The sequence below is a fragment of the Tateyamaria omphalii genome (genome assembly GCF_014651375.1).
Lineage (GTDB): Bacteria > Pseudomonadota > Alphaproteobacteria > Rhodobacterales > Rhodobacteraceae > Tateyamaria > Tateyamaria omphalii.
The window spans coordinates 239,973-266,705 of record NZ_BMWT01000002.1 but is presented as its reverse complement, the minus strand read 5'-3'; the positions used below and the strand labels follow the sequence as shown (position 1 = coordinate 266,705).

At 60.7% G+C, this 26,733-nt stretch carries 26 protein-coding genes; 10 read left to right on the top strand and 16 right to left on the bottom strand.

Features of this window, described 5'->3' with window-relative positions:
• Nucleotides 1-30: 30 nt before the first annotated feature.
• The 7 genes from IE087_RS06915 to cysG all read right to left on the bottom strand — a co-directional run bounded on the left by IE087_RS06915 (nucleotide 31) and on the right by cysG (nucleotide 6,968).
• Nucleotides 31-1,023 carry a TRAP transporter substrate-binding protein gene (locus IE087_RS06915; protein WP_189368577.1) on the bottom strand — a complete coding sequence of 331 codons (993 nt, stop codon included), beginning with the start codon at nucleotides 1,021-1,023 and terminating at the stop codon, nucleotides 31-33.
• A gap of 374 nt (nucleotides 1,024-1,397) precedes the next feature.
• Nucleotides 1,398-2,249 carry a ferredoxin--NADP reductase gene (locus tag IE087_RS06910; RefSeq protein ID WP_189368576.1) on the bottom strand — a complete coding sequence of 284 codons (852 nt, stop codon included), beginning with the start codon at nucleotides 2,247-2,249 and terminating at the stop codon, nucleotides 1,398-1,400.
• Between the two features lie 114 nt (nucleotides 2,250-2,363).
• A complete protein-coding gene (locus tag IE087_RS06905; RefSeq protein WP_189368575.1) occupies nucleotides 2,364-2,774 on the bottom strand; it encodes a DUF934 domain-containing protein in 411 nt (136 codons plus the stop codon).
• On the bottom strand, nucleotides 2,771-3,469 hold the full coding sequence (locus tag IE087_RS06900) for a phosphoadenylyl-sulfate reductase (protein ID WP_189369291.1): 699 nt from the start codon (nucleotides 3,467-3,469) through the stop codon (nucleotides 2,771-2,773). The genes IE087_RS06905 and IE087_RS06900 overlap by 4 nt, the downstream gene beginning before the upstream one ends.
• 120 nt (nucleotides 3,470-3,589) lie before the next feature.
• Nucleotides 3,590-5,254, bottom strand: a complete 1,665-nt coding sequence (locus tag IE087_RS06895; protein WP_189368574.1) for a nitrite/sulfite reductase — start codon at nucleotides 5,252-5,254, stop codon at nucleotides 3,590-3,592.
• On the bottom strand, nucleotides 5,254-5,553 hold the full coding sequence (locus IE087_RS06890) for a DUF2849 domain-containing protein (RefSeq protein ID WP_189368573.1): 300 nt from the start codon (nucleotides 5,551-5,553) through the stop codon (nucleotides 5,254-5,256). Before IE087_RS06890 ends, IE087_RS06895 begins: the two co-directional genes overlap by 1 nt.
• Complete coding sequence (gene cysG / locus IE087_RS06885) at nucleotides 5,553-6,968, bottom strand: siroheme synthase CysG (protein ID WP_189368572.1); 1,416 nt, start codon at nucleotides 6,966-6,968, stop codon at nucleotides 5,553-5,555. Before cysG ends, IE087_RS06890 begins: the two co-directional genes overlap by 1 nt.
• 140 nt (nucleotides 6,969-7,108) lie before the next feature.
• On the opposite strand from cysG, the gene IE087_RS06880 reads away from it, so the two are divergent.
• Entirely contained in the window at nucleotides 7,109-7,576 is a 468-nt protein-coding gene (locus IE087_RS06880) for an Lrp/AsnC family transcriptional regulator (RefSeq protein WP_189368571.1), read from the top strand.
• A gap of 222 nt (nucleotides 7,577-7,798) precedes the next feature.
• On the opposite strand, the gene IE087_RS06875 is transcribed toward IE087_RS06880, so the two are convergent.
• A complete protein-coding gene (locus IE087_RS06875) occupies nucleotides 7,799-8,965 on the bottom strand; it encodes a cytochrome P450 (protein WP_189368570.1) in 1,167 nt (388 codons plus the stop codon).
• Nucleotides 8,966-9,030: 65 nt separating this feature from the next.
• Here IE087_RS06875 and IE087_RS06870 point away from each other — a divergent pair, with 65 nt between their 5' ends.
• The 5 genes from IE087_RS06870 (at nucleotide 9,031) to IE087_RS06850 (ending at nucleotide 15,541) form a co-directional block, all read left to right on the top strand.
• Nucleotides 9,031-10,764 carry a sensor histidine kinase gene (locus IE087_RS06870; protein ID WP_189368569.1) on the top strand — a complete coding sequence of 578 codons (1,734 nt, stop codon included), beginning with the start codon at nucleotides 9,031-9,033 and terminating at the stop codon, nucleotides 10,762-10,764.
• A complete protein-coding gene (locus IE087_RS06865; protein ID WP_189368568.1) occupies nucleotides 10,761-11,990 on the top strand; it encodes a sigma-54-dependent transcriptional regulator in 1,230 nt (409 codons plus the stop codon). The genes IE087_RS06870 and IE087_RS06865 overlap by 4 nt, the downstream gene beginning before the upstream one ends.
• 244 nt (nucleotides 11,991-12,234) lie before the next feature.
• On the top strand, nucleotides 12,235-13,233 hold the full coding sequence (locus IE087_RS06860) for a DctP family TRAP transporter solute-binding subunit (protein ID WP_189368567.1): 999 nt from the start codon (nucleotides 12,235-12,237) through the stop codon (nucleotides 13,231-13,233).
• A gap of 75 nt (nucleotides 13,234-13,308) precedes the next feature.
• On the top strand, nucleotides 13,309-13,998 hold the full coding sequence (locus IE087_RS06855) for a TRAP transporter small permease (protein ID WP_189368566.1): 690 nt from the start codon (nucleotides 13,309-13,311) through the stop codon (nucleotides 13,996-13,998).
• 4 nt (nucleotides 13,999-14,002) lie between these two features.
• Nucleotides 14,003-15,541: a TRAP transporter large permease gene (locus IE087_RS06850; protein WP_189368565.1), complete on the top strand. Its 1,539-nt coding sequence runs from the start codon at nucleotides 14,003-14,005 to the stop codon at nucleotides 15,539-15,541.
• Nucleotides 15,542-15,646: 105 nt separating this feature from the next.
• Here IE087_RS06850 and tpiA read toward each other — a convergent pair whose 3' ends face one another.
• Nucleotides 15,647-16,393 (bottom strand): triose-phosphate isomerase, encoded by a 747-nt coding sequence (gene tpiA, locus IE087_RS06845; RefSeq protein WP_189368564.1) that lies wholly within the window; start codon nucleotides 16,391-16,393, stop codon nucleotides 15,647-15,649.
• Between the two features lie 86 nt (nucleotides 16,394-16,479).
• Here tpiA and IE087_RS06840 point away from each other — a divergent pair, with 86 nt between their 5' ends.
• Both IE087_RS06840 and IE087_RS06835 read left to right on the top strand, forming a co-directional pair.
• Nucleotides 16,480-17,385, top strand: coding sequence for an isopenicillin N synthase family dioxygenase (locus IE087_RS06840; RefSeq protein WP_189368563.1), 906 nt, complete (start codon nucleotides 16,480-16,482; stop codon nucleotides 17,383-17,385).
• Nucleotides 17,382-18,014, top strand: a complete 633-nt coding sequence (locus IE087_RS06835) for an HD domain-containing protein (protein WP_189368562.1) — start codon at nucleotides 17,382-17,384, stop codon at nucleotides 18,012-18,014. Before IE087_RS06840 ends, IE087_RS06835 begins: the two co-directional genes overlap by 4 nt.
• An 11-nt stretch (nucleotides 18,015-18,025) precedes the next feature.
• On the opposite strand, the gene IE087_RS06830 is transcribed toward IE087_RS06835, so the two are convergent.
• The 5 genes from IE087_RS06830 to IE087_RS06810 all read right to left on the bottom strand — a co-directional run bounded on the left by IE087_RS06830 (nucleotide 18,026) and on the right by IE087_RS06810 (nucleotide 21,584).
• Entirely contained in the window at nucleotides 18,026-18,349 is a 324-nt protein-coding gene (locus tag IE087_RS06830; RefSeq protein ID WP_189368561.1) for a TfoX/Sxy family protein, read from the bottom strand.
• Between the two features lies 1 nt (nucleotide 18,350).
• Nucleotides 18,351-18,731, bottom strand: coding sequence for a HesB/IscA family protein (locus IE087_RS06825; RefSeq protein WP_189368560.1), 381 nt, complete (start codon nucleotides 18,729-18,731; stop codon nucleotides 18,351-18,353).
• 14 nt (nucleotides 18,732-18,745) lie between these two features.
• Nucleotides 18,746-19,615 (bottom strand): LysR family transcriptional regulator, encoded by an 870-nt coding sequence (locus IE087_RS06820; RefSeq protein WP_189368559.1) that lies wholly within the window; start codon nucleotides 19,613-19,615, stop codon nucleotides 18,746-18,748.
• A gap of 313 nt (nucleotides 19,616-19,928) precedes the next feature.
• Nucleotides 19,929-21,134, bottom strand: coding sequence for a glycerophosphodiester phosphodiesterase family protein (locus IE087_RS06815; RefSeq protein ID WP_189368558.1), 1,206 nt, complete (start codon nucleotides 21,132-21,134; stop codon nucleotides 19,929-19,931).
• An 87-nt stretch (nucleotides 21,135-21,221) separates the two neighbouring features.
• A complete protein-coding gene (locus tag IE087_RS06810; RefSeq protein ID WP_189368557.1) occupies nucleotides 21,222-21,584 on the bottom strand; it encodes an SUF system Fe-S cluster assembly protein in 363 nt (120 codons plus the stop codon).
• Between the two features lie 220 nt (nucleotides 21,585-21,804).
• Here IE087_RS06810 and IE087_RS06805 point away from each other — a divergent pair, with 220 nt between their 5' ends.
• A complete protein-coding gene (locus IE087_RS06805; protein WP_189368556.1) occupies nucleotides 21,805-22,845 on the top strand; it encodes an SH3 domain-containing protein in 1,041 nt (346 codons plus the stop codon).
• A 2-nt stretch (nucleotides 22,846-22,847) separates the two neighbouring features.
• On the opposite strand, the gene rimK is transcribed toward IE087_RS06805, so the two are convergent.
• Together rimK and IE087_RS06795 are read right to left on the bottom strand one after the other, a co-directional pair.
• The gene (gene rimK, locus IE087_RS06800; protein ID WP_189368555.1) at nucleotides 22,848-24,224 is read right to left on the bottom strand and encodes a 30S ribosomal protein S6--L-glutamate ligase; all 1,377 of its coding nucleotides are present in this window, start codon (nucleotides 24,222-24,224) and stop codon (nucleotides 22,848-22,850) included.
• Nucleotides 24,225-24,424: 200 nt separating this feature from the next.
• Complete coding sequence (locus tag IE087_RS06795; protein WP_189368554.1) at nucleotides 24,425-25,336, bottom strand: hypothetical protein; 912 nt, start codon at nucleotides 25,334-25,336, stop codon at nucleotides 24,425-24,427.
• Nucleotides 25,337-25,529: 193 nt separating this feature from the next.
• On the opposite strand from IE087_RS06795, the gene tgt reads away from it, so the two are divergent.
• Complete coding sequence (tgt, locus tag IE087_RS06790) at nucleotides 25,530-26,657, top strand: tRNA guanosine(34) transglycosylase Tgt (RefSeq protein WP_189368553.1); 1,128 nt, start codon at nucleotides 25,530-25,532, stop codon at nucleotides 26,655-26,657.
• Nucleotides 26,658-26,733: the final 76 nt, after the last annotated feature.

Sequence of the window (26,733 nt, the reverse complement as noted above, 5' to 3'; positions counted from 1 at the left end):
CGCCTGTCACAATCTGTTGTGCCATTGGGATCAGGATCCGGAGTCCACGCCAAGCGCGTCCAGCACTTGCTGCCCGGCCGCACCTGTGGCGGCCAGATAGCCATCGATCACTGGCTGCGAAACTGCCTGCCATGCGGCAAGCTCTTCGTCGGTCAGTTCGACGATATTCATGCCGTTTTCTTCGGCTGCTGCGTAGGCATCCGCCTCGATTTGGCTCATGCGGTCGCGCACATCGCTTTGCGCCACGTTGGCCGCATCGCGGATGTGGCCTTGCGTTTCTGCATCCAGACCGGCCCACCAGTCATTGTTGACCACAACGACGAATTCGATGTTTGCGTGGTTGGTCTTGGTGATGGTGTCCATGACCTCCCACAGCTTACGGGATTTCACGCCCGAAACGCCGGTCATGCCCACATCGACCGTGCCACGCTGATAGGCCAAATACTGCTCCGAACCCGAGATAAGTGTCGGCGCACCGCCTGCAGCTGTTACAAAATCACCCAGTGTCTTACCAAATACACGTGCCTTTTTGCCTTGCATGTCCGCAGGAGTGCGGATTGGTTCATCCTGCGACAGCATGATCGCGCCACCATAGGCTTGCCAATAAAGAACAGAGCCGCCGGTCTTGGCGATCTCGGTTTCCAGGATGTTCCGCACGGGCGATCCTTCGGCAACGGCGTCGCGCACTTTTTCCTCGGTGTTGAAGAGGAACGGCATGTAGAACACGTCGACCACCGGTGCATCGCCCACGTAGCGGGTCAGCGACGCAACACCGGCCTCAATCGCGCCAGAGCCAACGGCGGCAGGCACTTCCTTGTCCTTGTAAAGCGTTGCACTGTCGTAGATTTCGACGTCGATCGCACCTCCCGTGCGTTCCTCAACTTCCTTTTCGAAAAGGACAAGGTTCTCACCGAGATGGCTGGTCAGTGGAAGCTGCAACGAAATCCGCATCTTCTCTTGCGCGATGGCGGCAGTGCCCAGCAAAGACAGGCCAGCGGCAGCGATTATTGCTTTGTGAAACATTGTATCCTCCCAGAAACAGTACCGATCAGGATTCCCGAGTGGCTTGAAATTGGCAACCGAATATTCGTTTGTTTGCATTGATGCCGATTTGTGGACAGCCCCCGAGTGTGGAAAACACCTTCGGCGGATGACTTGCTTTCTCCGGCCTCATTGACGATCAGGCGACCCCGTCGGGTGTGCCGCCCAGCTTTCGCGTGCGTTACGGGATATGGCGCGAAGCGTTCATGAGTTGACTGAAGTTGCAGGAAAGAGTTTGCGGGTTTAGGGCGCAGTCATCGTCTGCCTTAGGGAAGGCTGCACCGCAGCATGGGCTGCTGTGGCCAACCGCCTGGCACACGCGGTCTTGTCGACCGCATGTGACCATTTGAATGCGCCTAGTCCAGAAACGCCTTTTCCACCACGTAGTGCGCAGGCTTGGAATTCGCGCCTTCTTCCAGCCCATATTCCTCGAACATCTCTTTCAGTTCGAGGTTGAAGGCCAGATTACCGCAAATCATTGCGCGGTCGCTTTCAGGGTTCAGCGGCTCCACGTCCAGATCCTTGAAGGCTTCACCGGATTTCATCAGGTCTGTGATGCGGCCCATCTTGGGGCTCTCTTCACGGGTGGTGGTCGGGTAGTATTTGATCTTCTTCCAGAACCCTTCGCCAATCACTTCGTTCAGAAGTTCGTCATGCTTGAGGCTCTCGATCAGGTCGCGGCCATAAGTCAATTCACCCACCTCGCGGCAGGTGTGGGTGATGATGACCTCGTCATAGTCTTCATAGGTCTGTGGCTCGCGCAGCAGGCTTGCAAAGGGGGCAAAGCCCGTGCCGGTGGCAAAGAACCAGATGCGCTTGCCAGGCAGCAGGGCGTCATGCACCAGCGTACCCACGGGTTTGGGGCGCAGTATGATTTTATCACCCGGCTGGATGTGCTGAAGCTTCGAGGTCAGGGGACCGTCCTGCACCTTGATCGAGTAAAACTCCAGTTCCTCGTCCCAGGATGGCGACGCGATGGAATAGGCGCGCAGCAGCGGCTTCTGCTTGCCGGTCTCAGGGTGCGGATCACCCATCAGGCCGATCATCACGAACTCGCCCGAGCGGAAGCGCAGCGATGCGGGGCGCGTACAGCGGAAACGGAACAGGCGATCGGTGTAGTGTTCGATCTCCGTCACCGTCTGGGCATCGGGCAGGGTCGGGGTGGCCTTGACGGCGGTTGTTTCGTTCACGGGTGTTTGCTCGGTCATATGTGTGTCAACGCAGGTTTAGACCCGCGCCTCTCAATTTAGGAAGGGTTTTTTCAACCCGCGATACGGCACAACGCCGCGCGGGACCTTGATCTGGGTCAGATGGTGAGGGTTTTAGTGGTTTGATGCACCGCGCAGTCGCGCCTGGTAATCATGGGCCTGCCAGTCGCTGCGGAACTGCCACTGGTCCTCGGGTTGACGGGCGGCCAACGCCTGGCTGATTTCAACCTCGTCAAAGCCGGACCGGCGCGCCATGGCGTACTGGTCCGAGATGACGTGCCCCTTGGCGCGCAGCCGACCCTGATAGCCGCGCAGGCGCAGCATCCGGGCAATGGTGAAGCCGCGCCCATCGGCGAAGCTGGGGAAATCCACGCGGATGATATCCGCATTCAGCGGGATCTGGTCGGGGTCCGCATCGCTTGGCACATCCAGCGCTGCAGCATCATTGGCCGCCTCGCCCAAAGGGGTATAGCCACGGTCCCATGTGTCGGGGCCAAAGCCTTGATCTGTCACTACAATTGTCATGTCGGTGCTCCAGTTCTCACCAATTTCCCATCGACGAAGTGGATGCCACACTCGTCCTTGTCCTGATCCCGCCAGCGTCCCGCGCGCGGGTCTTCGCCTTCCGCCACCGGGGACGTGCAGGGCGCACAGCCGATGCTCGGATACCCCTGGGCCACCAGGGGATGCCGGGGCAGGCGGTTTTCTTCCATGTAATCACGCACGTCCTCAGGGGCCCAGCGGGCCAGCGGGTTCACCTTGATGCGCCCCGTGGCGGCCTCGACTTCAAAGAACTCCAGCTTGGCGCGTGTGCCCGATTGATACCGCTTCCGGCCTGTCATCCATCCGCTGTAGGGTGCCAGCGCCTTTTGCAGAGGCACCGTCTTGCGCAAGGCACAGCACGCATCGGTGTCGCGCTGATGCAATGTGCCGTCCGGGTCCTGTGCATGGGCGTCATCGGCACGGATTGCGGTCACGTTCTGCAACCGTAGCCGTTCGGCGACATCCTGCTGATAGACCAGAGTCTCGGCAAAAAGCATCTCTGTATCGATGAAAATCACCGGCACATCCCGCTTCACCATCGCCGCAAGGTGCAGCAGCACCACTGATTCCGCCCCGAAGCTGGACACCAGCGCGATGTCCGGCACCGCTTCGAACGCGGCGCGCAACACATCCGTGGCCCCGTGATGGGTCAGCCGCGCATTCAGCGCGCTGACCATCACGGAGGCGTCGGGGCTCGCCGACCCTCCGGGGATGAGCGACGTCCCGGAAACGCTCTGGGAGAGCGTTTTAGTCGCGAACGGGCGGAGCCCTTTTTTGGCGAAATGAAGCATGGGTGCTTACTCCGCGGCCACCTTGGTTTCGGGATACAGGGCCGCTTTGAACGGGGCGAGGCCGGTACGGCGATACGTGTCGATGAACTCTTCGTCCTCGCCCGTCCGCAGCTCAAGATAGGTGTCGACGATCCGCTCGATGGCCGGAACAACCTCATCCGCCGAGAAGCCCGGGCCAACCCGGTCTCCCACAGCAGCCGTTTCGGTGTGATCGCCACCCAACGTGATCTGGTAGTTCTCTACACCGGCTCGGTCGAGGCCGAGGATGCCGATATGGCCCACATGGTGGTGACCACAGGCGTTGATGCAGCCCGAAATCTTGATCTTCAGCGCGCCAATCTCGTGCTCGCGTTTCAGATCGTCAAAGGCGGTCGCAATCTCCTGCGCAATCGGGATCGAGCGGGCGGTGGCCAGCGCACAATAGTCCATGCCGGGGCAGGCAATGATGTCGCTGATCAGGCCAATATTCGCTGTCGCCAGCCCTTCGGCGCGCAGGGCAGAATAGATCGACGGCAGTGACGCCTTGTGCACATGCGGCAGGATCACGTTCTGCTCGTGGCTGATGCGGATCTCGTCATAGCCATATGTTTCGGCCAGGTTCGCAATCAGGCGCATCTGTGCTGCCGACGCATCGCCGGGCGTGGCTCCATGTTTCTTCAGGCTGATGGTGACGATGGCGTGATCTGTATCGCGGTGTTCGGTTACATTGGTGTCAGTCCAGGCGCGGAAGGCCGGGTAGTGCTGCAATGCCTGGGTGTAGGGCGCTGTGTCGGCCTGTACGAAGTCCGGTGGCGCAAAATGCCCCTCGATCTCGCGCAACATCTGCACATCCACGCCCGAGAATGCCTTGCGCGTCTCGACAAACCGTTCATCGACCAGACGGCGGATTTCATCAATGCCATGTTCGTGCACAGTGATCTTGATCCGCGCCTTGTACTTGTTGTCGCGGCGCCCGATTTGGTTCCAGACAGACACGATGGCCTCAAGGTAAGGCAGCAGGTCCGCTTCCGGCAGGAAGTCGGTGATGACCTTCCCAATCATTGGCGTCCGGCCCAGGCCGCCGCCCACGATGATCTCGTAGCCGCGTGCGCCGTCGCGCTCGACCATGCGGATACCGATGTCATGTGCCTTGGTCACGGCACGGTCATTCGGCGATCCGGTGATGGCGATCTTGAACTTGCGGGGCATGAACTGAAACTCAGGGTGGTCGGTGGACCACTGGCGCATCAGCTCTGCCACAGGGCGCGGATCGGCAATCTCGTCTGCCGCAGCACCCGCGAAATGGTCCGCCGTTACGTTGCGGATCGTGTTGCCCGAGGTCTGGATGGCGTGCATCCCTACCTCGGCCAGCGCGTCCAGCATATCGGGCACGTCTTTCAGCTCGGGCCAGTTGTACTGGATGTTCTGGCGCGTGGTGAAGTGGCCATAGCCCTTGTCCCAGCGTTCGGCGATGTCGGCCAGCTTGCGCATCTTGGCCGAGGACAGCGTGCCATAGGGGATCGCGACGCGCAGCATGTAGGCGTGCAGTTGCAGGTACAGGCCGTTCATCAGGCGCAGGGGCTTGAATTCGTCCTCGGTCAGCGCGCCGGAAATCCGGCGCTCGACCTGGTGACGGAACTGGGCGTTGCGCTCGGCCAGAAAGGCGGTGTCGAACTCGGAATAGCTATACATCAGGACAGCTCCACTTGCTTGCCATGGGCGTAGTTGCTGGGGCCGGTGGCCCGGAAGGTTTCGCGAAAATGGGTCGGGACGGGCTTGCCATCCTCAACGGCGACGTCAGCCAGATAGGCGCCGACGACTTCGTCGACCTGTTGCGAGGCTTCGATCAGACGCAAATCGGCATCGGCCTCATCGGTCAGCACCTCGGCCTCATCCAATGTGCGGGTCCAGCCGTCGGCGGTCTGGTAGATGACATCGCCAGCCAGCAGGTGGTTGGCTGTGACAACTTTGGGGGTGAACGCCTTGGGCATCAGTGCGCCTCCTGAATCTGTTCTTGCATCTGCGGCAGTGGGATCTCGGGGATGGCGGCCAACGCGGCACGGGGCGCCAGGCCAATGAAAGTTAGAGCAGGGCCACCGAGACCAGCTTCGGTCAGGGTTGGCTCCATCTCAGCCACAGTGGTTGACAGGACCTGTTGGTCGGCCCGGCTTGCATTTTCCACGAAGGTCACGGGTGTCGACGGATCAATCCCGTGCATCATCAGGCGACCCTGGATGAAGCGGGCTGACTTCTTGCCCATATAGATGGCTGCGACCTCACCGGGTTGGGCCAGCGCCTTCCAGTCGTGATCGGCAAAGCCGCGCGTGTCGTGGCCGGTCAGGAACCGGACAGAGGAGTTGCGGCCACGGCGGGTCAGCGACTGGCCGATGGAGGCGACCGCAGCAGAGGCGGCGGTGATGCCCGGCACGATGTGATAATCGACACCGGCCTCGGTCACGGCTTCGATCTCTTCATCCAGACGTCCAAAGACAGTGGCGTCGCCGGATTTCAACCGCACGACCTGTGCGCCTTTCAGCCCGTGTTCGACAATCAATTCGTTGATCACCTCTTGCGGGGTGGAAGGGCCAAAAGCCTCTTTGCCCACATCGATCATGGTCGCCTCGCGGCGGGCCAGTTCGAGGATTTCCTTGGAAATCAGGCGGTCATAAATCACGACATCGGCTTCATCCAAGGCTTTGCGGGCCTTGAGGGTCAGCAATTCGGGATCACCCGGTCCTGCGCCAACAAAGGAGACATGGCCCTTACGGGTTTCGCGCATCAGGTGGTCGGCCAGCAGATCGTCAAGTGCGGGCTGCACGGCCTCTTCGCCATCGCTCATCGCCTTGGGACCGGCATTGAAGTAGTAATCACGCCAGAAGTCGCGGCGCGGGCGGCCAAAGGGCAGGGCGTCTGCCGCTTTGCGGAATACCTTGCCAATGCGGGCAAGGGTGCCAAGGGATGTGGGCAGGCGCTCCTCCAGATCGGCCTTGATCGCACGGGCCAGAACTGGGGCGGCCCCTTCAGTGCCGATGGCAACGGTGACCGGGTCGCGGTCCACGATGGCGGGGGTGATGAACTGGCTGTCGGCGAGGTTGTCGACGATATTAACCAGTGCGCCGTCTGCATGGGCGATGGCCGCGGTCCGCTTGTCTTCGGCCTCATCTTCATCGGCGGCATAGAAGAGGGCGGCGCACATCGCATCGCCGGGTTCCATCGCGCGGTCGATCAGGCGCAGTTTGCCGTCGGCGTCCCACGCCTTGATTTGATCATCGGCGTGTACCGCAAAGACCGTGATGTGGGCCGTTGTCTTCATCAGCAGGCGCAGCTTGGCCAGCGCCGCATCACCGCCGCCCGACAGCACGATCCGCCGTCCGGCTGTGTTCAGGAAGATGGGGAAATGGTTCATATCGGCCTCGATCCCGTGAAACTGACCTTCAATATAGGAAATTATCCCGGTTTTCCGCTAGACAACGGCGCAGATAAGGATGATTGTTCTATCTCTGTGCAGGTGCAGAACGCCTGTTTCCCGATTTGGAGCGCTTTGGAATGTCTGTTCGCATCGACGACGTGGATCGCAAAATTCTGGCCGAGCTGCAGCGCGATGCCAGCCAGTCTCTTGACGATATTGCCAAGGCGGTGGGGTCCTCGAAGACACCCGTTTGGAACCGGATTCGCAAGCTGCGCGAGGCAGGCGTGGTGGGTCAGCAGACCGTTGTGCTGGATGCGGAGGCGCTGGGGTTCGAGGCTTGTTTCTTTGTCCTGATCCGCACATCCGAGCACGAGGCCGACTGGCAGGCCAAGTTCCTGCGCGCGCTTCAGGAGCGGCCGGAGGTGCAAGAGGCGCATCGGCTGGCGGGTGACATCGATTACATTCTGAAAGTGCGGGTGAAAAACGCCCGTGCCTATGACGCGTTTTATCAGGCGTTGATTTCCGAGGTGCGGGTGCACAACGTGACCGCGCTTTTGTCGATGGAAGAGATCAAGTCCACTACGATGCTTCCCTTGGAAACGTGATCCAAAGGCGCGCTACCGCGCATTTCACATTCAGCCAGTGGAGACGCAACGCTATGCTTTTGGCGTCGCGCGGGTTGGGCGGTGTGGAATGTTTTGCTGAGAGGTCGCTTAAGGCGCTTTGCGTCTCAAGCAGACCTGTTCGAGGGTGGTGTGAGTCGCGCCCGCATCAAGGACACGCCGCCTTTGGCGGTGGCCTTTGGCCATCCTTGACCCGGTCCCGACTCACGCTGAGACGATCAGCCGGTCGAGTTTGTGGAAGTGGTAGCTGTCGGCATAGGCTGGCGTTTCGGTGATGCGCAGCTTGGGCATGGCCTCGAACAAAGCAGGCAGGGCGATCTTCATCTCAAGCCGGGCGAGCGGTGCGCCCACGCAGAAATGCAACCCGCCGCCAAAGGCGACATGGGTGTTCTTCACGCGGCTTGGATTGAATTGGTCAGGGGTGTCGAACACGCCCGGGTCGCGGCCTGCGGCCCCCAGCATCAGCGCAATCTCATCACCGGGGCCAAGGCTGTGCCCACCCACTTCGATAGGCTCATAGACGTGCCGGGTGAACATATGCAGCGGCGGGTCAAAGCGCATGACTTCTTCCACCGTTCGGTCCACGCGGTCAGGCGCCAGCGCATTGGTCTGGCCTGTCTCGATGAGCGCTTTTACCGCGTTGCCGAGGCTGTGCACCGTCGCCTCGTGCCCCGCGTTCAGGAGCAGGATACACGTCCCGATCATCTCGTCATGGCTCAGCGTCTGGCCGTCTTCGTCTGCAGCAATCAACTCGGTGATCAGGTCATCGCGGGGATCGTTCCGCCGCTCCTCGATATAGCCGCGCAGAAAGGCCGAAAACTCCCTGGCCGCCGCATTTGCCGCATCCTCGATCGCCCGATCACGCCCTGCCTGGTACATCGCCACCATGGCGGATGACCAGCGCAACAGGTCCGATCCCATCTCCTCTGGCACACCCAGCAGGCGCGCGATGACGCGGACGGGGACCAACTGGCAGTAAGTCGGGATCAGGTCGAATTGTCCCTCGGACAGCCCCGCCAGCAGATCAGCACAGATGGCGCGAATGTCGCCTTCAAGGCCCCCGATGCGGCGCGAGGTGAAGGCGTGCAGAACCAACCGACGCAAGCGGGTGTGTTCCGGAGGCTCCAGCTCCAATAGCGAATAGCGCTCCACCGCATCGAAATCGGTCAGATGGGCAGGGGCGGCCCCGCGCCCCGGCACGGCACGGCCCAAACGCCGGTCGCGCAACAGCGCATGCACGGTGGCATGGTCAAAGGCCGCGTGCATCCCGTAATCATGCCAGAACAGCACCGGGCCGTCGGCCCGCGCACGGTCATAGAAGGTGTATGGGTCCTGAACAAAGGCGGGGTCATGTGGGGACTGGATCAACATGGCGCACATGTCTCAGGCCCACCGCGCCTTGGCAAGCCTTCGCGCGCACGGGTAGGGTGGCCGTCATGGGAAACGGATACCTCAGACGGATCAGCGTGGTGCTGGGCTTTGTTGCGCTTGTGGCGGCAGCAGCCGCTGGCGTGTGGCGCTATGGGTACTTCCAGGCACTTGATCAACTGGCGCGGCAGGGGCAATCGGACCTTGCGCTCGCCTCGGACCGCCTGACAGGGCAGCTCCAGCGCTACCGTGAACTGGCGGTGCTGGTGGCGGATCACCCGCGTGTCAGTGCGGCACTTGCGGGGGAAGATGTCAGCCAGGTCGAAGCGCTGTTCCTTGAAATCGCTGACAAAACAGCAGCGCAGGATATCCGCCTGACCAATGCAGAGGGGCTCGTGCTGGCCGCTGCGCGCTCTGATCAACCCGGTCTTGATATCGCGCCGCTGGTGGCGCGTGCGGCGCAAGGGGCACTTGGCTGGGGCAACGGGCGCACGGCGCAGGGCACACGCGTCTTTGCATATGCGGCACCCGTCTTTGATGCCCGGTCGCGGATAACTGGCATTGTGGTTGTGACGGCAGACCTTGCCGGGATTGAATGGGATTGGGTCGGCTCCAACCCTGCGGTCTTCTTCACGGATGCACAGGACCGGGTGTTCATCACCAACCGGTCCGAAATCGTCTATTGGCAGCGCGCGGACGAGGGGCCGGGCCTGAAACCGGCCACGGGCCCTGCGCTGCCTTTCGACAGCTACGAACTGGGGCGGCACGAGGTCTGGCGGCTGGGGTGGGGGCCGTACCTGCCGCAAAACGCCCTGCACCTTGTGCGGCCCTTGCCGGTGATCGGCATGACGGGCGAGGCGCTTGTGGATGTCGCCCCGGCGCGCCGCCTTGCGACGCTACAGGCGGCGGCAGTGGCCGGACTGTGCCTTGCCTTCGGCGCGCTGCTGTTCCTTGCCACGGAACGGCGCCGCACATTGGCGGAAGCGAACGCGCAACTGGAACAACGTGTGGCCGAACGCACCGCCGCCCTCTCCGAGACCAACACCCAGCTCCGGCGCGAGGCGGAGGAGCGGGAAGAGGCGCAAGCCGCTCTGGCTCGCGCTCAGGCCGACCTTGTCCAGGCGGGCAAACTCAGCGCCTTGGGGCAGATGAGCGCGGGTCTCAGCCATGAACTCAACCAACCGCTCATGGCGATCCAGACCTATGCCGACAACGCGCAGGCCTTTCTGCAACGCGACAAACCTGACCGGGCCGAAGACAATCTGGGCCGCATCGCCGACATGGCCCGCCGCATGGGGCGCATCATCAAGAACCTGCGCGCCTTCGCTCGGCAGGAAAGCGAACCGGCCCTGCGCGTGAACCTTGTGGACGTTGTGCAAAGCGCTGTGGAACTGACCACGCCCCGCATACGGAACGAAGATGTGACGCTCACGCTCAATCTGCCCGACGCACCCGTCTGGGTGTCAGGGGGTGAGGTGCGGCTGGGCCAGGTCTTCGTCAACCTGATCTCGAATGCGGTCGACGCGATGGCGGGGCGCGACACGCGCGCGCTGACCATCGACATCCAAAACACGTCCGTCATCATTTCTGACACCGGCCCGGGCATCGAAACGCCGGACCGCGTGTTCGACCCGTTCTATTCCACCAAAGAGGTTGGCGCATCCGAAGGGATGGGGCTGGGCCTCTCGATCTCGTATGGCATCGTGCAAAGCTTTGGCGGTGAAATCCACGGTGCCAATGGCCCGGACGGCGCGGTGTTCACAGTCGATCTGCAACCCTGGACACAAGAGGTAGCCGCGTGACCACCCAAGTGCTGCTTGTCGATGATGACGCCGCTGTGCGTGACGCGCTGGCCCAGACGCTGGAGCTTGCAGATCTTGAACCGATCCCGGCGGGCTCTTTCGTGGTCGCCAAGGATCACATCACACGCGACTTTGACGGCGTGATCCTGTCGGACATTCGGATGCCGGGGCGTGACGGGTTCCACCTGTTGGCGCACACGCGCAAGATCGACCCGGACCTGCCGGTGATCCTGCTGACGGGCGAAGGTGACATTCCGATGGCCGTGCAGGCGATGCGCGATGGCGCATTCGGGTTCCTCGAAAAACCTTGCGCGCCCAGTGAGTTACTGGCCGTTCTTGAACGTGCCTTGAAAACCCGTGCCCTGGTTCTTGAAAACCGCCGCCTGCGGCAACTGGTGGAAAGTGGCGATCCCGCTGCCCGTATGCTCTTTGGCGAAAGCGATCTGGCCAACGGCTTGCGTGACCGCGTGCGCCTGCTGGCCCCGCTTGAGACCGAGGTGCTTGTGACTGGCGCGCCCGGCACAGGGATTTCCAAGGTCGCCGAGGTCATTCATCTCAGCTCTCTTCGGTCCAAGGCACCCTTTGTCAAACGCGCTGCCGCCGATCTGCGCCCGAACGCTCTGGCCGAGGCGATGGACAAGGCCAAGGGGGGCAGCTTGTTTCTGGACGAAATCACCGCGCTGCCTCATGCCAGCCAACTGGCCTTACTCGAAGCGCTTGAGGTGGGCGAAGGCCCGCGACTGATCGCAGGCAGTACGCGCAACCTTGGCACAGCCGTTGAAGAGGGCGCGCTTAACGCCGATCTCTATTACAAGATTGAGATGTTCCCGATCCGCATCCCGTCGCTGAGCGAGCGACCCGAAGACATCCCGATTCTGTTTCGCCACTATGTGGCTCAGGCGGCAGAGCAGGCGGGCCTGACCCCGCCGGAACTGGCCCCTGACCATATGGCCGCCCTGATGGCGCAGGATTGGCCCGGCAACGCGCGATCCTTGATGAGTGCCGCCATGCGCTTTGTACTGGGTATGCCCGAGGATGCGTCCAAGGCGGTTGATCTCGGCTTGGCCGAGCAGATGGCGCGGGTTGAGCGCTCCTTGCTTGTTGCGGCGTTGGGGCGACAGAACGGACACGCCAGCGCGGCTGCCGAAGCGCTCAGGCTTCCACGCAAGACCTTCTACGACAAGCTCAAGAAGTACGGGATTCGGCCTGAGGACTATCGGCGCTAACACTGTGCGGGTTTCCACACAGTGTTGCGTGGGGTCGTGCGAAAATCCGCACACGTAGGCGACACGCAACACCTCAGTTGCTTTCAGAATGTCCTTTAAGATATTGAAGAATAATGGATTAGTGAGAGCTGAAGGAAGTTAAGAACTTCCTTCTATGTACCCCACCGTACGCTCTGCTTTTATCCAATTCGCTGTCCCCGCGGGGACACATACCAAAAACACGATCTCTGGGAGGAGACAGACAATGAAATTCCTGACCGCCGCCGCCCTGGCATTGACCGTAAGCGCAGGCGCCGTGGCCGCAGCCTGTGACGATGGCGAAATCGTCATCAAGTTCAGCCACGTCACCAACACCGACAAACACCCCAAGGGCATCGCCGCCACGTTGCTGCAAGAGCGGGTGAACGAGGAAATGAACGGCACCGCCTGCATGGAAGTGTTCCCGAACTCGACCCTTTATAACGACGATCAGGTGCTCGAGGCACTGCTGCAGGGCGACGTTCAGATGGCCGCGCCGTCGCTGTCGAAATTCGAGCAGTTCACCAAGCAATTCCGCATCTTCGACCTGCCGTTCATGTTCAAGGACATCGACGCCGTTGATGCGTTCCAGGCGTCCGAAACCGGTCAGGCGATGAAGGAATCGATGACCCGCCGCGGTCTGCTGGGCCTTGCGTTCTGGCACAATGGCATGAAGCAGATGTCGGCCAACAAGCCGCTGATGACACCTGCGGATGCCAACGGCCTGAAGTTCCGCGTGCAGAACTCCGACGTGCTCAAGGCGCAGATGGCGGCCATCGGTGGCTCGCCCCAGCCCATGGCTTTCTCGGAAGTGTATGGTGCGCTGCAAACCGGCGTTGTGGACGGTCAGGAAAACACCTGGTCCAACATCTACGGCAAGAAGTTCTTCGAGGTGCAGGACGGCATCACCGAAACCAACCACGGCATCATCGACTACCTTGTCGTGACGTCCACGGATTTCTGGGACAGCATGCCTGACGACGCGCGTGACCAACTGGCCACCATCGTCGAAGAGGTGACAACCACCCGCAATACGCAAGCCTTCGAAGTCAATGAAGAGGCCAAGCAGGCCATCATCGACGCCGGTGGCACCGTTCGTCAGCTGGACGCTACACAGCGCGAAGCGTGGGTTGCCGTGATGAAGCCCGTCTGGGAGCAGTTCAAGGACGACGTGGGCCAGGACAACATCGACGCGGCGCAAGCCATCAACGCGGCGACCAACTAAAGGTCACGCGATCCGGCCCGGCGGCTCTGACCGCCGGGCCCATTCTTTCGCAAAATTTGGGAAGGGGGCAGGACCATGGCAAGCGCCTATGATCCCGGCTCGGGCTTTGGCCGCTGGGTCAATGAAATCGAAGAAACGGCCATCGCGATCCTGCTGGCGTTGATGACACTCATCACCTTCATCAACGTGGTGCTGCGCTACGGTTACAACACCGGCCTGATCTGGGGCCTCGAAATGGTGACCTTCCTCTTTGCGTGGCTGGTCCTGTTCGGTGTCAGCTACGCGGTCAAGATCACCGCGAACCTTGGCGTTGATGCAGTCATCAACCTGTTCTCTGCACCGGTCCGTCGTGTGATTGCATTGGTGGCGGGGGTGATCTGCATCGCCTACGCCTTTCTCGTTTTCAAGGGCGCGTGGGACTATTGGGCGAACTTCGCCAACCTGCCACAGACAACGGGTCGCTGGTTCCCCACGGGGTTCGAAGAGATGAAGCGCTCGTCCTATCGCGGTTGGTACGAGACGGTCGATATCCCGCATCCCACGTGGCTGAAGTGGATCGAGCCCCTGATGAACGAGGGTGAAGCCTACGAGAAAATTCCGCGCTTCATTCCCTACGCCATTCTGCCGTTTGGCATGGGCCTGCTGCTGTTCCGCTTCGTGCAGGCGACTGTGCGAGTCTGGCAGGGCAAGACCACCAGCCTGATCGTCAGTCACGAGGCCGAAGAGGCCATCGAAGACGTCAAACACCTGAACCAGGACGACTGAGACCATGGAAGTTGCAATTCTCTTTACCCTCGTCGTGGGGATGATGCTGATCGGCGTGCCGATCGCCGTGGCCCTGGGCATGTCGTCGATCGTGTTCCTTCTGGTGCTGAGTGACACGTCGCTCGCCTCGATTGCGCAGACGCTGTTTCAGGCGATGGCGGGGCACTACACACTGCTGGCGATCCCGTTCTTTATCCTCGCCTCGACCTTCATGTCGACAGGTGGGGTGGCGAAACGGATCATCCGGTTTTCCATCGCAGTCGTGGGCCATTTCCCCGGTGGTTTGGCCATCGCGGGCGTGTTCGCCTGCATGATGTTCGCGGCCCTGTCCGGATCGTCTCCGGCCACGGTGGTTGCCATCGGTTCCATCGTGATCGCGGGCATGCGGCAGGTGGGGTATTCCAAGGACTTTGCGGCGGGCGTTATCGCCAATGCGGGCACGCTGGGCATCCTGATCCCGCCATCCATCGTGATGGTGGTCTATGCCTCGGCCACGGATGTTTCTGTGGGGCGTATGTTCCTTGCGGGCGTCATTCCGGGGCTGATGGCAGGCACCATGCTGATGGTCACGATTTATGCCATCGCCAAGATCAAGAATCTGCCCAAAGGCGACTGGCTGGGCTGGGGCGAAGTTGCCTCTTCCGCCGGGGCGGCATCTGGCGGTCTGTTCCTGATCATCATCATTCTGGGTGGTATCTATGGCGGTATCTTTACCCCGACCGAGGCGGCGGCCGTGGCGGCGGTCTATTCCTTCCTGATTGCGAGTTTCATCTATCGCGACATGGGGCCGTTTTCGAAGGTCGCGCCAAGAGCGGGTAATTTCACCGGCATCACGCTGATGGGCGGGCTGGCGGTTGGGATCCTCATCTGGCTGGTGTCGGGCGGTCTGGACCTGACCACCTCCGTGCTGATCGGCTTTGCCTTGGCGGCCGTGGGCGCCGTTGCGGAGCGGGTCGTGCGTGGGTTGGATCTGAACCCAGTTTCCATTGCTACCGACTTTGCCCGGATGCCTCTGGCACTGGTGCACCGTGATACCAAGCACGCGTTTTTCGAGGCGGGCAAGCTCACCGTCACGCTGATGTTCATCATCGCCAATGCCTTGATCCTGAAGCATGTTCTGACGGATGAGCAGATCCCGCAGCAAATTGCCGGGGCGATGCTGGATGCGGGCTTTGGCCCCGTCGTGTTCCTGATCATCGTGAACGTGATCCTTCTGATTGGCGGGCAGTTCATGGAGCCATCGGGCCTGTTGGTCATCGTGGCTCCGCTGGTGTTTCCCATCGCCATTGAGCTTGGGATCGACCCCATTCACCTCGGGATCATCATGGTCGTGAACATGGAGATCGGGATGATCACACCGCCTGTGGGTCTGAACCTGTTCGTCACCTCGGGTGTAGCGGGGATGCCGATGATGCGGGTCGTCCGGGCGGCACTGCCGTTCCTGGCCGTGCTCTTCGTCTTCCTGATCATGGTGACCTATATCCCGGCCATCTCGATCTGGTTGCCGACCTTGATGATGGGGCCGGAGATTATCGTGCAGTGACGGAGCGTTAATCCAAAGGACGCCTTGCGGCGACGCGATTCACTTGTGCTGATAGGGGGCTCTGCCCCCAAACCCCCCGGAGTTTATCTGGCAAGATGAAATGGATCAGGAAGCCGCGAGGGCGTCGATGATGGGTTGGAAGTCTGCCGCCTTCAGGGACGCGCCGCCTACGAGGGCACCATCTACGTTTTCGGCCTGGAAGATTTCGGCGGCATTGGTGGGCTTGACCGAGCCGCCGTAAAGGACGCGCATGTTTTCGCCTTGGTCGGCAAAGCGGTTTATGAGTTTTTCGCGGATCATGTCGTGGGTTTCCACGATCTGTTCCATGGTTGGCACGCGTCCGGTGCCGATGGCCCAGATGGGTTCGTAGGCGATCACGGTGTTCTCGGCTGTGGCGCTGTCCGGGGCCGAGCCATCAAGTTGGGCTGCGATGATGTCGAGGCAGTCAGGGCCCAGCCGTTCTTCCTCGCTTTCGCCGATGCAGATGATGGCGGTGAGGCCCGCGGCGTAGGCGGCTTCGGCCTTGGCCCGGACTTGCGCGTTGGTCTCGTGATGATCGGCGCGGCGTTCGGAGTGGCCGACGATCACGGCGCTGGCGCCTGCGTCCTTGAGCATGGACGCGGCGACATCGCCTGTATGGGCGCCCTTGGCATTGGCGTGGCAGTCCTGGCCGCCGATGTCGACGGGGCTGTTTGCTGTCGCTTCTGCGGCGCGGGTGAGCAGGGGCGCGGGGGGACAGATGATGATCTGTGGTGCGGTGTCCGATGCACCGCCGGTGAGTGTGGCCAGCTCCGCCAACATCTCGGGGGTGCCGTTCATCTTCCAGTTGCCTGCTGCCAATGTGCGCCGCATATGTCTCTCTCCGGTTTTGGTGCCTTGGTCCTAGCATCGCGGGTTTGGCTGCGCTAGGGCTGCACGTGCAGCATGGAGGGCATGACATGATCCCACGTTTGGATGCGGCGGCACTGGCTGCCGGAGATGCAGAAAGCCTGAAAGCCTTGGGTGAGGCCGCGACCGGGGTGGGCTTTGCCACGGTGCACAATACCGCGTTGTCGGCGGCACGTGTGAAGGAGGCGATTGAGACTTATCGCGCGTTCTTTCACTTGCCGGAGGCGCAGAAGCGGGCGGTGGATATGGCCCGCACCGGGTCGAACCGGGGCTGGGGCGCGCCGGGGTCAGAGCAGGTCGATCCTGATGCGAACCCTGACTACAAGCAGTTTTTCGATGTGGGGTTCCAGTTGCCTGAGGGACATCTCCTTGGGGGCAAGCGGTTCTATGCGCCGAACCTGTGGCCGGATGATCCTGCGTTTAAGGGCGTAATTTCAAAGTACTATGACGATGCTTTGAGTGTCGCGAAGAGGTTGTTGACTGCCATTGCACGGTCCATTGGCGCTGATCCAGCCCATTTTGATGGGGCGTTCGAGACGCCCATGGCGTTGTTGCGCGGCAATTTCTATCCGGCGCGTCCCGATTGGGCGGGCGCCAAGGATTTCGGGATTGCGACCCATACCGATTATGGCTGTCTGACCTTGCTGGCAACCGATGGGTCGCCGGGGTTGGAGGTGCGCAAGCGGGGCGGCGGGTGGATTCCGGTCAGCGCGCCACCCGGTGAGTTCATCATCAACTTCGGTGAGATGCTGGAATTCTGGACCGGCGGGCAGGTCAAGGCGACACCGCACCGGGTTGTCGGTGGCCTGGCCGAGCGCATCTCAATCCCGCTGTTTTTCAATCCGACCTATGACACCAATGTCGCTCCGGAAGGTACCGGTGAGGTGATGCTTGCGGGGGATCATCTGAGCGCGCGGTTTGAAGAAACCTATGTGCATCTGAAAGTAAAATCATGAGCTTACAGGGTGATCTTGAAGCGGAAGTCCTACGCGTTTGGGGAGCGCAGAATGACGGGTCGCATGACATCTGGCATGTGCGGCGCGTTTGGGCAAATTGCCAGCGGATCGCGGATGGGTTGGACACATCTGTCGACCGTGATGTGCTGACGATCGCAGCCTATCTGCATGATATCGTGAATGTGCCCAAGGATGATCCACGTCGGATTGAGGCTGCGGCCTTGTCAGCGGATCATGCGGTCGCGTGGATGTCGGCGCGGGGTCTGCCAGGGCAGGACGCGGTGGCCCATGCCATTCGCGCCCACAGCTATTCGGCTGCCGTGCCGTGTGAGACGCTTGAGGCGCAGGTGCTACAGGACGCGGACCGTTTGGAGGCGTTGGGAGCGCTTGGCATTGCGCGCTGTTTCAACGTGGCGGGGCAAATGGGCGCCGGGTTGGTGCATGGCCTGGATCCGCTGGCCGCAGATCGGGAACTGGATGACCGCGCCTATGCACTGGATCATTTCCAGGTGAAGTTGTTCGGCGTGGCCGAGACATTGAACACGGCGCCAGCTCGTGCCATGGCTGAGGAGCGGGTGGCGTTCATGCGGGTGTTTCAGGAGACCCTGGCGCGGGAAGCGCGTGTATAGAGGGGATCGCCTTACAGGTGCGTAAGGGCCTCGCGCGCTAGGGCGGAGGCTTCTTCGGCGTCTTCGAGAGCGCTGTCAGGCATGATCCAATAGGGCATCGCGGTTTCGGATTTGCCGGGCCGCTGGTAGGTCCATCTTTCCATTCCAAGCTCATCGAACCGGGGGATCATGTCGCCTTTGCCTTTCAGCATGAGGCGACCGTCCCGCATCATCACGGCAAAGATCGTGCCATCGGAATAAACGCCAATTCCGCCGAACATCTTGCGGGCAGAGAGGGAACCGACGCCGGAAAAGAGATCGACCACGTGCTCGACCTCTTCGTCGGTCAGGGCCATGTCAGCCCGCGTTCTGCTCTGCTGCCAACTCGTCCACGTCCTTGAACGAGATGCTTTCGCCGCAGCCGCAGGCGTCTGTCACGTTGGGATTGTTGAATTTGAACCCGGATTCGAGCAGCGAGGTTTCATAGTCGATTTCGGTGCCGAAGAGGAACATCTGCGCCATGGGCGCGATCATGACGCGGGCACCATCCTGTTCGACGGTTTCGTCGTTGGGATCAGCCTCTTCCACATATTCCATGGTGTATTCCATGCCTGCGCAGCCGCCCTTTTTCACGCCGATACGGAGGCCTGAATGGCCTTCTTTCTCCATCAGTTTGGAGATTTGCGCGGCGGCGCGTGGGGTGATGCTGACGGCGTTTTTGCCGGGGATCGAGAACATGGGAGCCTCTTTGCTTATCCGACTTTTAAAGTAGGGCTTTGGGCATCTTCGCGCAAGGGGCGCTGACGCTTGAGAAAACCGCTGATGGCATCGAGTGCGGCGCGGATCGCCGGGTCGTGGCGGGTGTCCTGATGGCAGACCAGCCATTCTTCGGCCGTGAGGGCGTCGATGATGCCAGACACGCGGACAAGGCCGGGGGCGGTATCAGCCGCAAAAGTGGGCAGTACGACGCGTCCCACGCCGCTTTGTGCCAATGCCATGCGGACCAGTGGGTCATTTGAAACAGCCACAAGTTCGGAGCCGTGATTGGCCACCGTCCATGCCTCGGAGGGCAGGGTGGCGGTATCGTCGCTGGGGCCGATCCAGCCCTGAATGTCCTCGGACATGGCATAGACGGCGTGTTCAACGTGCCCGGTACGTCGGCCGGCGAGCCAGTCGTGGTCGGGGCGGCGATTTCGGATGCCGATGTCGACCTCGCGTCGTTCGATGTCCATGTCGAGGTTGCAGCTGACAAATTCCGGCGTCCAGCGATCGCCGTCAGTCCAGTAGGTGGCAAGGTGCCGCGAGATGTAGAGCGTGGTCCACGTGCCAGCAGAGATGCGTACGCGAGGTGCGCCGGATTGTGCGGCGGACCAATGGGCGATGCCGCGGGCGGCGGCCTCCATCTTTTTGGCCTGTTCGAGTAGGGCGCGTCCCTCGGTCGTGGGGGTATAGCCCGCGGCACCGTGGGCAAAAAGCCTGCGGCCTGTGCGTTGTTCCAAAGCTGTCATGCGCCGCGACAGAGTCGCTTGGCTCAGCCCGGTTTCCCGGGCTGCGCGTGCGAGCGAGCCGTGGCGGGCCACGGAGGCGAATAGTCCGTAATCTGTCCAGTCGGTGATTTGCATGATTGCAAATGTAGGTGCGAATCCGAGGTCTGACAATGCCGTACAACCCCTGCCATATTGGCATTGTCAACGAAAGGAGTGATTATGCTGCACCCTTACAAGTCACTGGAAATGAACAGCCTTTATGCAAAGGAGCAAGACCTGTTTGCAAAAATGCAAGAGGAGGAGCGAATTCGCAAGCGCAGTCAGCGCCGCCGCCGGGTTTTGATGTGGATATTGCGCCGTTTGTGACACCAGCAAAAAAGGGCCGCCGGGGGATCGGCGGCCCTTTGCAGACCTGTGGCGGCGCGGGGGGATGGCGCCGGGTACGGGGTTACAGGCCCATGCAGTTGGCGTAGTACGTTACCGTGGCTGGCCAGTCGGAGAAGACGCCAACAACGCCCACATCCTGTGCCAGCACATCCAGCAGTTCGTAATACACGCCGTCATGCGTTGTCGCGTCCGCGATGGATTGGAAATACCAACCTCCGCCATTGCCCAATGGGCCAGAGCGTTCCAGCGTCCACGTGATAATGTTCAGGCCGGCGTCCTTGGCTTCCTTGGCGTAGGCCGAGGGCACGATCTGTCCGTTTTCCATCGTCACCAGCATCCACATGGGCGGCGCGATGTAGCGCACGCCGCGGTCATAGAGGCTGACCATGCTGTCCGGGTAGGTTGCGGGATCGTTGTGGTCGAAGCCATCAACGTTGTAGCTGTCGTCGAGATAGACGGCTTGCGCTCCGAATTCAGGTTCGTTTTCAATCCAGTAGAGCACGTCGTTTAGGTCAAAGCTTTGCACCCATACGTCTGTCGCAGGGACACCCGCGGCCTTGTATTCGTCGATCATCTTTTGGGCATAGTCGGCTTGGGAAAAGCCGTTGTGGGGCATGTCGACCGAGGGTGACTTCAGCTCGGGCGTGAACTTGGTGCCGAGTGATTTGAACAGTGCAATCGACTCGGCATGTGTCATCAGTTGTGCGCCGTTGGTGTAAAGGTCGGTGCGCCAGCCCGCGACACCGCCCTGATACTCTTCTGGTGTGGTGGCGGCCTTGTTTGCGCTGTCCATTTTTGGTGTCAGCGTCTGGAACTCGGCCAGTGTCAGGTCGGATGTGCGGCACTCGGCAGTCGCCTCTGCATCGCCACTGGCGGGCGAGAAGGGGGTGGCGCATGTGCTGGCCAGATTGGTCAGCAGGATGTTGGTGGTTGTGTGCAGGTCGTTTTGCGCGTGCCGACAGACCAGTTCATGATCATTGGTAAAGGTCACGTCACATTCCAGGATACCGGCCCCCATGCGCGCCGCCGCCACATTCGATTCCACCGTATGTTCGGGAAACATCATCGGGGCACCGCGATGACCAATGGAGAAGTCAGTCTTGGCCGGTGTCTGGCCCTGGCAGCTTTGCAGTTTTGTCTTCAGATCGCCCTCGGGCAGCTTGTCGATCAGGTAGGCGGGGCGTGGGCCGTAGTCGATGGTGATGGTTTCGGCCATCACCGTGGCGGGGGCCATGGCAAGCAGAACGCTGGCTGCAGTAAGGCGCATTTGAGAATCCTTCGGCGGTCTTTACCCATTCAGGATGAAGCGCCGATATGACGGTTTCCCAATGCGTTCGTGATGGTTTTGTGACGCTTACATGAAACCGAGTTCGAGCCGCGCTTCGTCCGACATCATTTCCATACCCCAGGGCGGCTCCCATGTCAGTTCCACATCGACCTGTTTGACACCTGGAAGGGGTTCAATGGCGTCTGCGACCCAGCCGGGCATCTCGCCCGCGACGGGGCAACCGGGGGCGGTGAGTGTCATGATCACCTTCACCTCGTTCTCGGCATTGATGTCGATTGTGTAGATCAGGCCAAGCTCAAAGATGTTCACGGGGATTTCGGGGTCATAGACCGTACGGCAGGCTTCAACAACCGCCTCGTGCAGCGGGTGATCGGTGGACGAGGGCGCGATCAGCGGCGTGCCTTCCATCTGTTCGGTGGGCTGGTTCATGGGATCCCCGGATTTGTTCCTGAGTGTTTATATAGGGAACGCGGCGAGGGCGGTAAAGGGTCGCCCATGGTTTGCATTCGAGCCATCAGTTTATGGGTGACTTTCGACAAAGCTATGAGTTGATCAATTGCCGGTGCGGTCTGGGACTGGAGTTGTGCATTATCGTTTGCCGGATGCCCCTTGCGAGAATATCAAGAAAAAAAGTGCAAGTTGAATTGATATGACTGAATTTGTTTTAAGCGATTTCCGAAATGAAATGGTGCGCGCTTTTCCGAATGTTCTTGCCATGCGTCAGATGCCAATTGTGCGACCTGATGTTGAATTGGCAATTTTGGGCTGGATCAGTGAGCAATGGGTTACGTCCGCCGCTGCCGCCACGGCACCCGTACCATTGCATCGGCGTTTGCGAGAGTCTGTTTCCGCAATTTCGGTCCGCGTTGCTGCGGCAGTTGACGCGCTCGCTGGGGATTTTGTGCGTGCCGCACAACGGATATTGGCCAAAGCTCCAGCCGTTCTGGCGACCGAAGGTATCGGCAATATTGGCGAGGTCCCTAGCGAAGGCGCACGACCGTCACGGATGTCCGACCCCGCTACCTCTGTGTTTGGTCGAGATCTGGGCACGAGCCAGCGCATTCTGTCGGCGGAAGACGGTGCAGAAGAGGTTTTGCAGGCGACGCTGAACCCGGACGCCCTTGGGGCGCATCTCGCGGCGTATCATCAGGCTGTCCGAGAACGCGGTGCGGCCAATGATGGCAACGCGCCAGTGCCAATTGATGCACTTCAAAATTCTATCAAACAAGCCGTCGAGGAAGAGTTGCGGAAACGGAGCTGGACCTGGAAGGAAAAAAGCCTGTGGGCATTTGCAGCAATATCTGCCGCCTGCGCCTTGTTCACAACTGTTGAGCCTTATGTGGCGCAAGGCGCGACCGCGCCCGTCGCCGAGACAGCGATCTCTGAACAGGTTTTGCCGGCACCGCCTGTGGTGATTGTCACACCCTTGGGGACACCGACAGTCACATTGAAAGAGCTTGTCGAGGTCGAAGTCTTTGACACGTTGGACGGCGAAAAGACGGGGTTGAATGTGCGCGCTCAGCCGCGAGAGGCATCCGAGTTGCTGTATGCCCTTACGGAAGGCACACGTGTACACATCGTGCAATACGGGGAGCTTGGAACCGGGTATTCGAAAGTTCGATACCTTGACCACAAAGGCGAGTACGCGACGGGTTGGGTTCTGACAGAAAAGCTGCGGCGCGTCGGTTGACCTTATCCCCGTCGTCGCACGGGCTTGGGTTTCACCCGCGCTTCGATCATGTCGTAAACCTTGCCCACGATGTCTTTGCCCGTGGCGTTTTCGATCCCTTCGAAGCCGGGGCTTGAGTTCACTTCCAGCACCTTGGGGCCGCTTTCGGACCGCAGCAGGTCAACGCCCGCCTTGCCCAGCCCGAAGACCCGAGCGGCCCGGACGGCGGCATCACGCTCTGCCTTGCTGATCCGTACGGATGTGGCGCTGCCGCCGCGATGCAGGTTCGAGCGGAAGTCGCCCTCCGCCCCGGTGCGCTTCATTGAGGCCACGACCTTGCCGTCCACGACGAGGCAGCGGATGTCCTCGCCTGCCGCTTCCTTGACGAAATCCTGCACAAGAAAGTTGGCGCGCAGGCCACGGAACGCGTCAATCACCGATTCCGCCGCTTTCTTGGTTTCTGCCAGCACAACGCCTTTGCCTTGGGTGCTTTCCAGCAGTTTCACGATCACGGGTGCGGCGCCAACGAGCCCCATGATGTTGGCCGTGTCCTTGGGCGAGGCCGCAAAGGCAGTGGTGGGCATGCCGATCTTTTTCGAGGCGAGGATCTGGTGGGCGTGCAGCTTGTCCCGGCTGGCCGTGATCCCGGCGCTGCCGTTCACGCAATAGGTGCCCGTGGTCTCGAACTGCCGGATCACGGCTGTGCCATAGGCGGTGATGGAGGCGCCGATGCGGGGGATCACGGCGTCGTAGCGGGGCAGGCGCTTGCCATCGTAGTGCACCTCGGGCGCCATTGAGTTGATCGCCATGTAGCAGCGGGTGGTGTCGATCACCTCGACCGTGTGGCCGCGCGCTTCACCCACTTCCACCAAACGGCGTGTCGAGTAGTTATTTTCGCGGCTGAGGACGGCAATGCGGAGGGAGCGGGCCGGGGCCACTTTCCGCATCGCCGATGAATGGTAAACATCGTAGCTGAGTTCGGGCTGCAGTCGCTTTTCCGAGGCTGTGATCGTAATGTGGTCCTGCAAGGCCTGACGCCCAAGGAGCATGCGCGACGTCATGGAAGAGCGGTCTGTCAGCGTGACCTCGATGGGCCAGGACTGACCACCCACATCCAGCCGGGTTTCGATCACGTAGCGCAGTTCTGCCTCACCATTGGAAGACGTGACCTCACGCCGGTCGAGGATCGGCGCTGAGCAGGTGATCGACACGTGGTCCTTGCCTGCGATGGGGTGGACGTTGAACCGGACCTTGGGTTGCTTGGCGGGTCCAAACACTTCGATATCGTGCGCATGGAGCGCCGAGGTACGCGCGCCGGTGTCGATCTTGGCCTTGAGTGCGGGCAATCCCAGTTCGGGCAGTGACACCCATTCTTCCCAGCCGAAATTCAGTGTGTCCATGTTGTCCCCGTAGTCTCGTGTCTTTATTTTTCTGACACCGTAGCGTGGGTGGTGGCCGCCCACAACGGACAGGCTGCGCGCAGGGCGAAAAGCTGACCAGTGCGTAGGTCAGATGGGTGGGCACAACACGAAACGCCGCCTCGACGCGAGGCGGCGTGTGGTCCTTGCCAATCCGGCGGAAGGCCGGCGCGCGTGCAAGATCAGAAGATCAGAAGATTGCCCGATTCATCGTAGTAGGTTGTGTCTACGACATCGCCTGCAGTGTTGAATGTCACCTCTTCAACGTGCCAGGCCTCGTTTCCAGAATTGTCAAACGTAGTCTGCCCGGTCAGTCGGCCACCGGCATAGGTTTCGACAACAAGATCGCCATCGTCGCGCACCTCTTGGGCCAGGGCAAGGCGACCGTTGGCATCATAGGTGGTTTCGCGCGTCACCCAGTCGAACGTGTCATTGTCACCATCCGTCAGAACCTGAGAGGCTTTCTTGCCGTTCTGGTAAGTGATGGTGTCGGTACGACCGTCATCAAAAACGGTTTCCCTTTCCGTCAGTTGCCCCGTGTTGGCGTCATAGGTCAACGATTTGGACTGCCAGGGATTGTCGTTTCCGCCATCGGTCAGTGTCCGGCTGGTGCGAACGCCGGTATCGGCATCGAATGTCAGGGTTTCAATGCGGCCGTTGTCGAGTACTTTTTCCGAGCCGATACGTGCGCCGGTCGCTGCATCGTAGCTAGTTGTGATCGAAGTCCAGGGTTTGTCGTCGTTGCCATCGATATCGGTGCGTTGTGTGCGCGTGCCCGTCACTGCGTCGAACCGTTCGATCCGTTCGTCGCCATTATCGTATTCAATTGTTCGAGCTGTTTTCTGACCTTGCCAGTTCCATTCGGTTGTGCGCGAGGCCCAGTTTGCATTGTTGGCGCTGGTGTCCGTGACGGTCAGGCTGAGCCGCTGGGGGCCGAAAAACGTTTCAGACACCGTGCTGCCATTGTCCATGATGGTGTTTGTGGCCACCAAAAAGCCGGAACAGTCGTAGCTGTTCGTGATTGTGGTCCAATTCTGGTCGTTGCCGGTATCGTCAATGGTGACCGTTGTTGGGGGCTGTCCTGCGCTGCTCATGGCGAGGCCTCGTCGTTGTGAATGGGCCATGCCCGGGATCGGGCACGGGATAAAAATGTTCAGGACGGAGGCGTATCCATACAATTTGTCTAAAACCGGGCGCGAAACGCGCCGCCATTGGGCGATTGCGGGGTCTTTCTGCGTCTGTTTCGCGGGGTATTGGAATTTCTGCGTCTGCGCGGCATGAAGGGCCATGACCCGATTTTCATTTGATTTGCACGCCACAGATGGCCGTGCCCGCACCGGAACCATCACCACACCGCGGGGGGACATCCGCACGCCTGCCTTTATGCCGGTGGGGACAGCCGCGACCGTCAAGGCGATGCTGCCCGAGAGTGTCCGTGCCACTGGGGCCGATATTCTGCTGGGCAACACTTATCACCTGATGTTGCGCCCGACCGCTGAGCGGATCGACCGTCTGGGCGGTTTGCACAAATTCATGAATTGGGATCGGCCCATTCTGACCGACAGCGGCGGGTTCCAGGTGATGAGCCTGGCTGGCCTGCGCAAGCTGACCGAGGAAGGGGTGACTTTCAAATCCCATATCGACGGGTCCAAGCATGCCTTGACGCCGGAGCGGTCGATGGAAATCCAGCGCCTGCTGGGCTCAGACATCGTGATGTGTTTCGACGAATGCCCCGCTTTGCCAGCCGATCGGGACCGGATTGCCGAGAGTATGCGTCTGTCGATGCGCTGGGCGCAGCGGTCGCGCGATGCTTTTGGGGACCGTCCGGGCCACGCCTTGTTTGGTATTCAGCAGGGTGGGCTTGAGGAAGACCTGCGCGCCGAGAGTGCGGACGCCCTGAAGGAGATCGGGTTTGAGGGCTATGCCGTTGGCGGTCTGGCCGTGGGTGAGGGGCAGGAGGCGATGTTTGGTTGTCTGGACTATGCGCCGGAGCAGCTGCCGCAGGACAAGCCGCGTTACCTGATGGGGGTTGGCAAACCGGATGACATCGTTGGTGCCGTGGCGCGTGGCATTGACATGATGGATTGTGTGCTGCCTTCACGGTCCGGGCGGACCGGGCAGGTCTTTACCCGGCGCGGTGTGGTCAACATCAAGAATGCGCGTCACGCCGATGATCCGCGCCCCCTGGATGAAGATTGTAGCTGTCCAGCCTGCCGGGGATATTCGCGGGCCTATCTGCATCATGTATTCCGGGCGCAGGAGATGATCTCGGGCATGCTGCTGACCTGGCACAACCTGCATTATTACCAGGAGCTGATGGCGGGTATGCGTGACGCGATTGCGGCGGGGACGTTCGAGGCGTGGCAAGCCAATTTCCATGCCATGCGGGCCGAGGGGGATATCGACCCTTTGTGACAAAAGGGGAGCGATGGTCAGGAATTCCCCCATCGTGTGCATGGCATGTGTGGCTTATATTCATGGCAGTCACGCA

Bases quoted from the DNA above. Each gene is read 5' to 3' on its own strand.
- IE087_RS06850 (WP_189368565.1), top strand. From the start codon at position 14,003: ATGGAAGTTGCAATTCTCTTTACCCTCGTCGTGGGGATGATGCTGATC.
- IE087_RS06820 (WP_189368559.1), bottom strand. From the start codon at position 19,615: ATGCAAATCACCGACTGGACAGATTACGGACTATTCGCCTCCGTGGCC.
- IE087_RS06840 (WP_189368563.1), top strand. From the start codon at position 16,480: ATGATCCCACGTTTGGATGCGGCGGCACTGGCTGCCGGAGATGCAGAA.
- IE087_RS06805 (WP_189368556.1), top strand. From the start codon at position 21,805: ATGACTGAATTTGTTTTAAGCGATTTCCGAAATGAAATGGTGCGCGCT.
- IE087_RS06880 (WP_189368571.1), top strand. From the start codon at position 7,109: ATGTCTGTTCGCATCGACGACGTGGATCGCAAAATTCTGGCCGAGCTG.
- IE087_RS06900 (WP_189369291.1), bottom strand. From the start codon at position 3,469: ATGGTCAGCGCGCTGAATGCGCGGCTGACCCATCACGGGGCCACGGAT.
- IE087_RS06830 (WP_189368561.1), bottom strand. From the start codon at position 18,349: ATGGCCCTGACCGACGAAGAGGTCGAGCACGTGGTCGATCTCTTTTCC.
- IE087_RS06875 (WP_189368570.1), bottom strand. From the start codon at position 8,965: ATGTTGATCCAGTCCCCACATGACCCCGCCTTTGTTCAGGACCCATAC.
- IE087_RS06870 (WP_189368569.1), top strand. From the start codon at position 9,031: ATGGGAAACGGATACCTCAGACGGATCAGCGTGGTGCTGGGCTTTGTT.
- rimK (WP_189368555.1), bottom strand. From the start codon at position 24,224: ATGGACACACTGAATTTCGGCTGGGAAGAATGGGTGTCACTGCCCGAA.
- IE087_RS06810 (WP_189368557.1), bottom strand. From the start codon at position 21,584: ATGAACCAGCCCACCGAACAGATGGAAGGCACGCCGCTGATCGCGCCC.
- IE087_RS06905 (WP_189368575.1), bottom strand. From the start codon at position 2,774: ATGACAATTGTAGTGACAGATCAAGGCTTTGGCCCCGACACATGGGAC.
- IE087_RS06890 (WP_189368573.1), bottom strand. From the start codon at position 5,553: ATGCCCAAGGCGTTCACCCCCAAAGTTGTCACAGCCAACCACCTGCTG.
- cysG (WP_189368572.1), bottom strand. From the start codon at position 6,968: ATGAACCATTTCCCCATCTTCCTGAACACAGCCGGACGGCGGATCGTG.
- tgt (WP_189368553.1), top strand. From the start codon at position 25,530: ATGACCCGATTTTCATTTGATTTGCACGCCACAGATGGCCGTGCCCGC.
- IE087_RS06895 (WP_189368574.1), bottom strand. From the start codon at position 5,254: ATGTATAGCTATTCCGAGTTCGACACCGCCTTTCTGGCCGAGCGCAAC.
- IE087_RS06855 (WP_189368566.1), top strand. From the start codon at position 13,309: ATGGCAAGCGCCTATGATCCCGGCTCGGGCTTTGGCCGCTGGGTCAAT.
- IE087_RS06910 (WP_189368576.1), bottom strand. From the start codon at position 2,249: ATGACCGAGCAAACACCCGTGAACGAAACAACCGCCGTCAAGGCCACC.
- IE087_RS06915 (WP_189368577.1), bottom strand. From the start codon at position 1,023: ATGTTTCACAAAGCAATAATCGCTGCCGCTGGCCTGTCTTTGCTGGGC.
- IE087_RS06795 (WP_189368554.1), bottom strand. From the start codon at position 25,336: ATGAGCAGCGCAGGACAGCCCCCAACAACGGTCACCATTGACGATACC.
- IE087_RS06835 (WP_189368562.1), top strand. From the start codon at position 17,382: ATGAGCTTACAGGGTGATCTTGAAGCGGAAGTCCTACGCGTTTGGGGA.
- IE087_RS06860 (WP_189368567.1), top strand. From the start codon at position 12,235: ATGAAATTCCTGACCGCCGCCGCCCTGGCATTGACCGTAAGCGCAGGC.
- tpiA (WP_189368564.1), bottom strand. From the start codon at position 16,393: ATGCGGCGCACATTGGCAGCAGGCAACTGGAAGATGAACGGCACCCCC.
- IE087_RS06815 (WP_189368558.1), bottom strand. From the start codon at position 21,134: ATGCGCCTTACTGCAGCCAGCGTTCTGCTTGCCATGGCCCCCGCCACG.
- IE087_RS06825 (WP_189368560.1), bottom strand. From the start codon at position 18,731: ATGTTCTCGATCCCCGGCAAAAACGCCGTCAGCATCACCCCACGCGCC.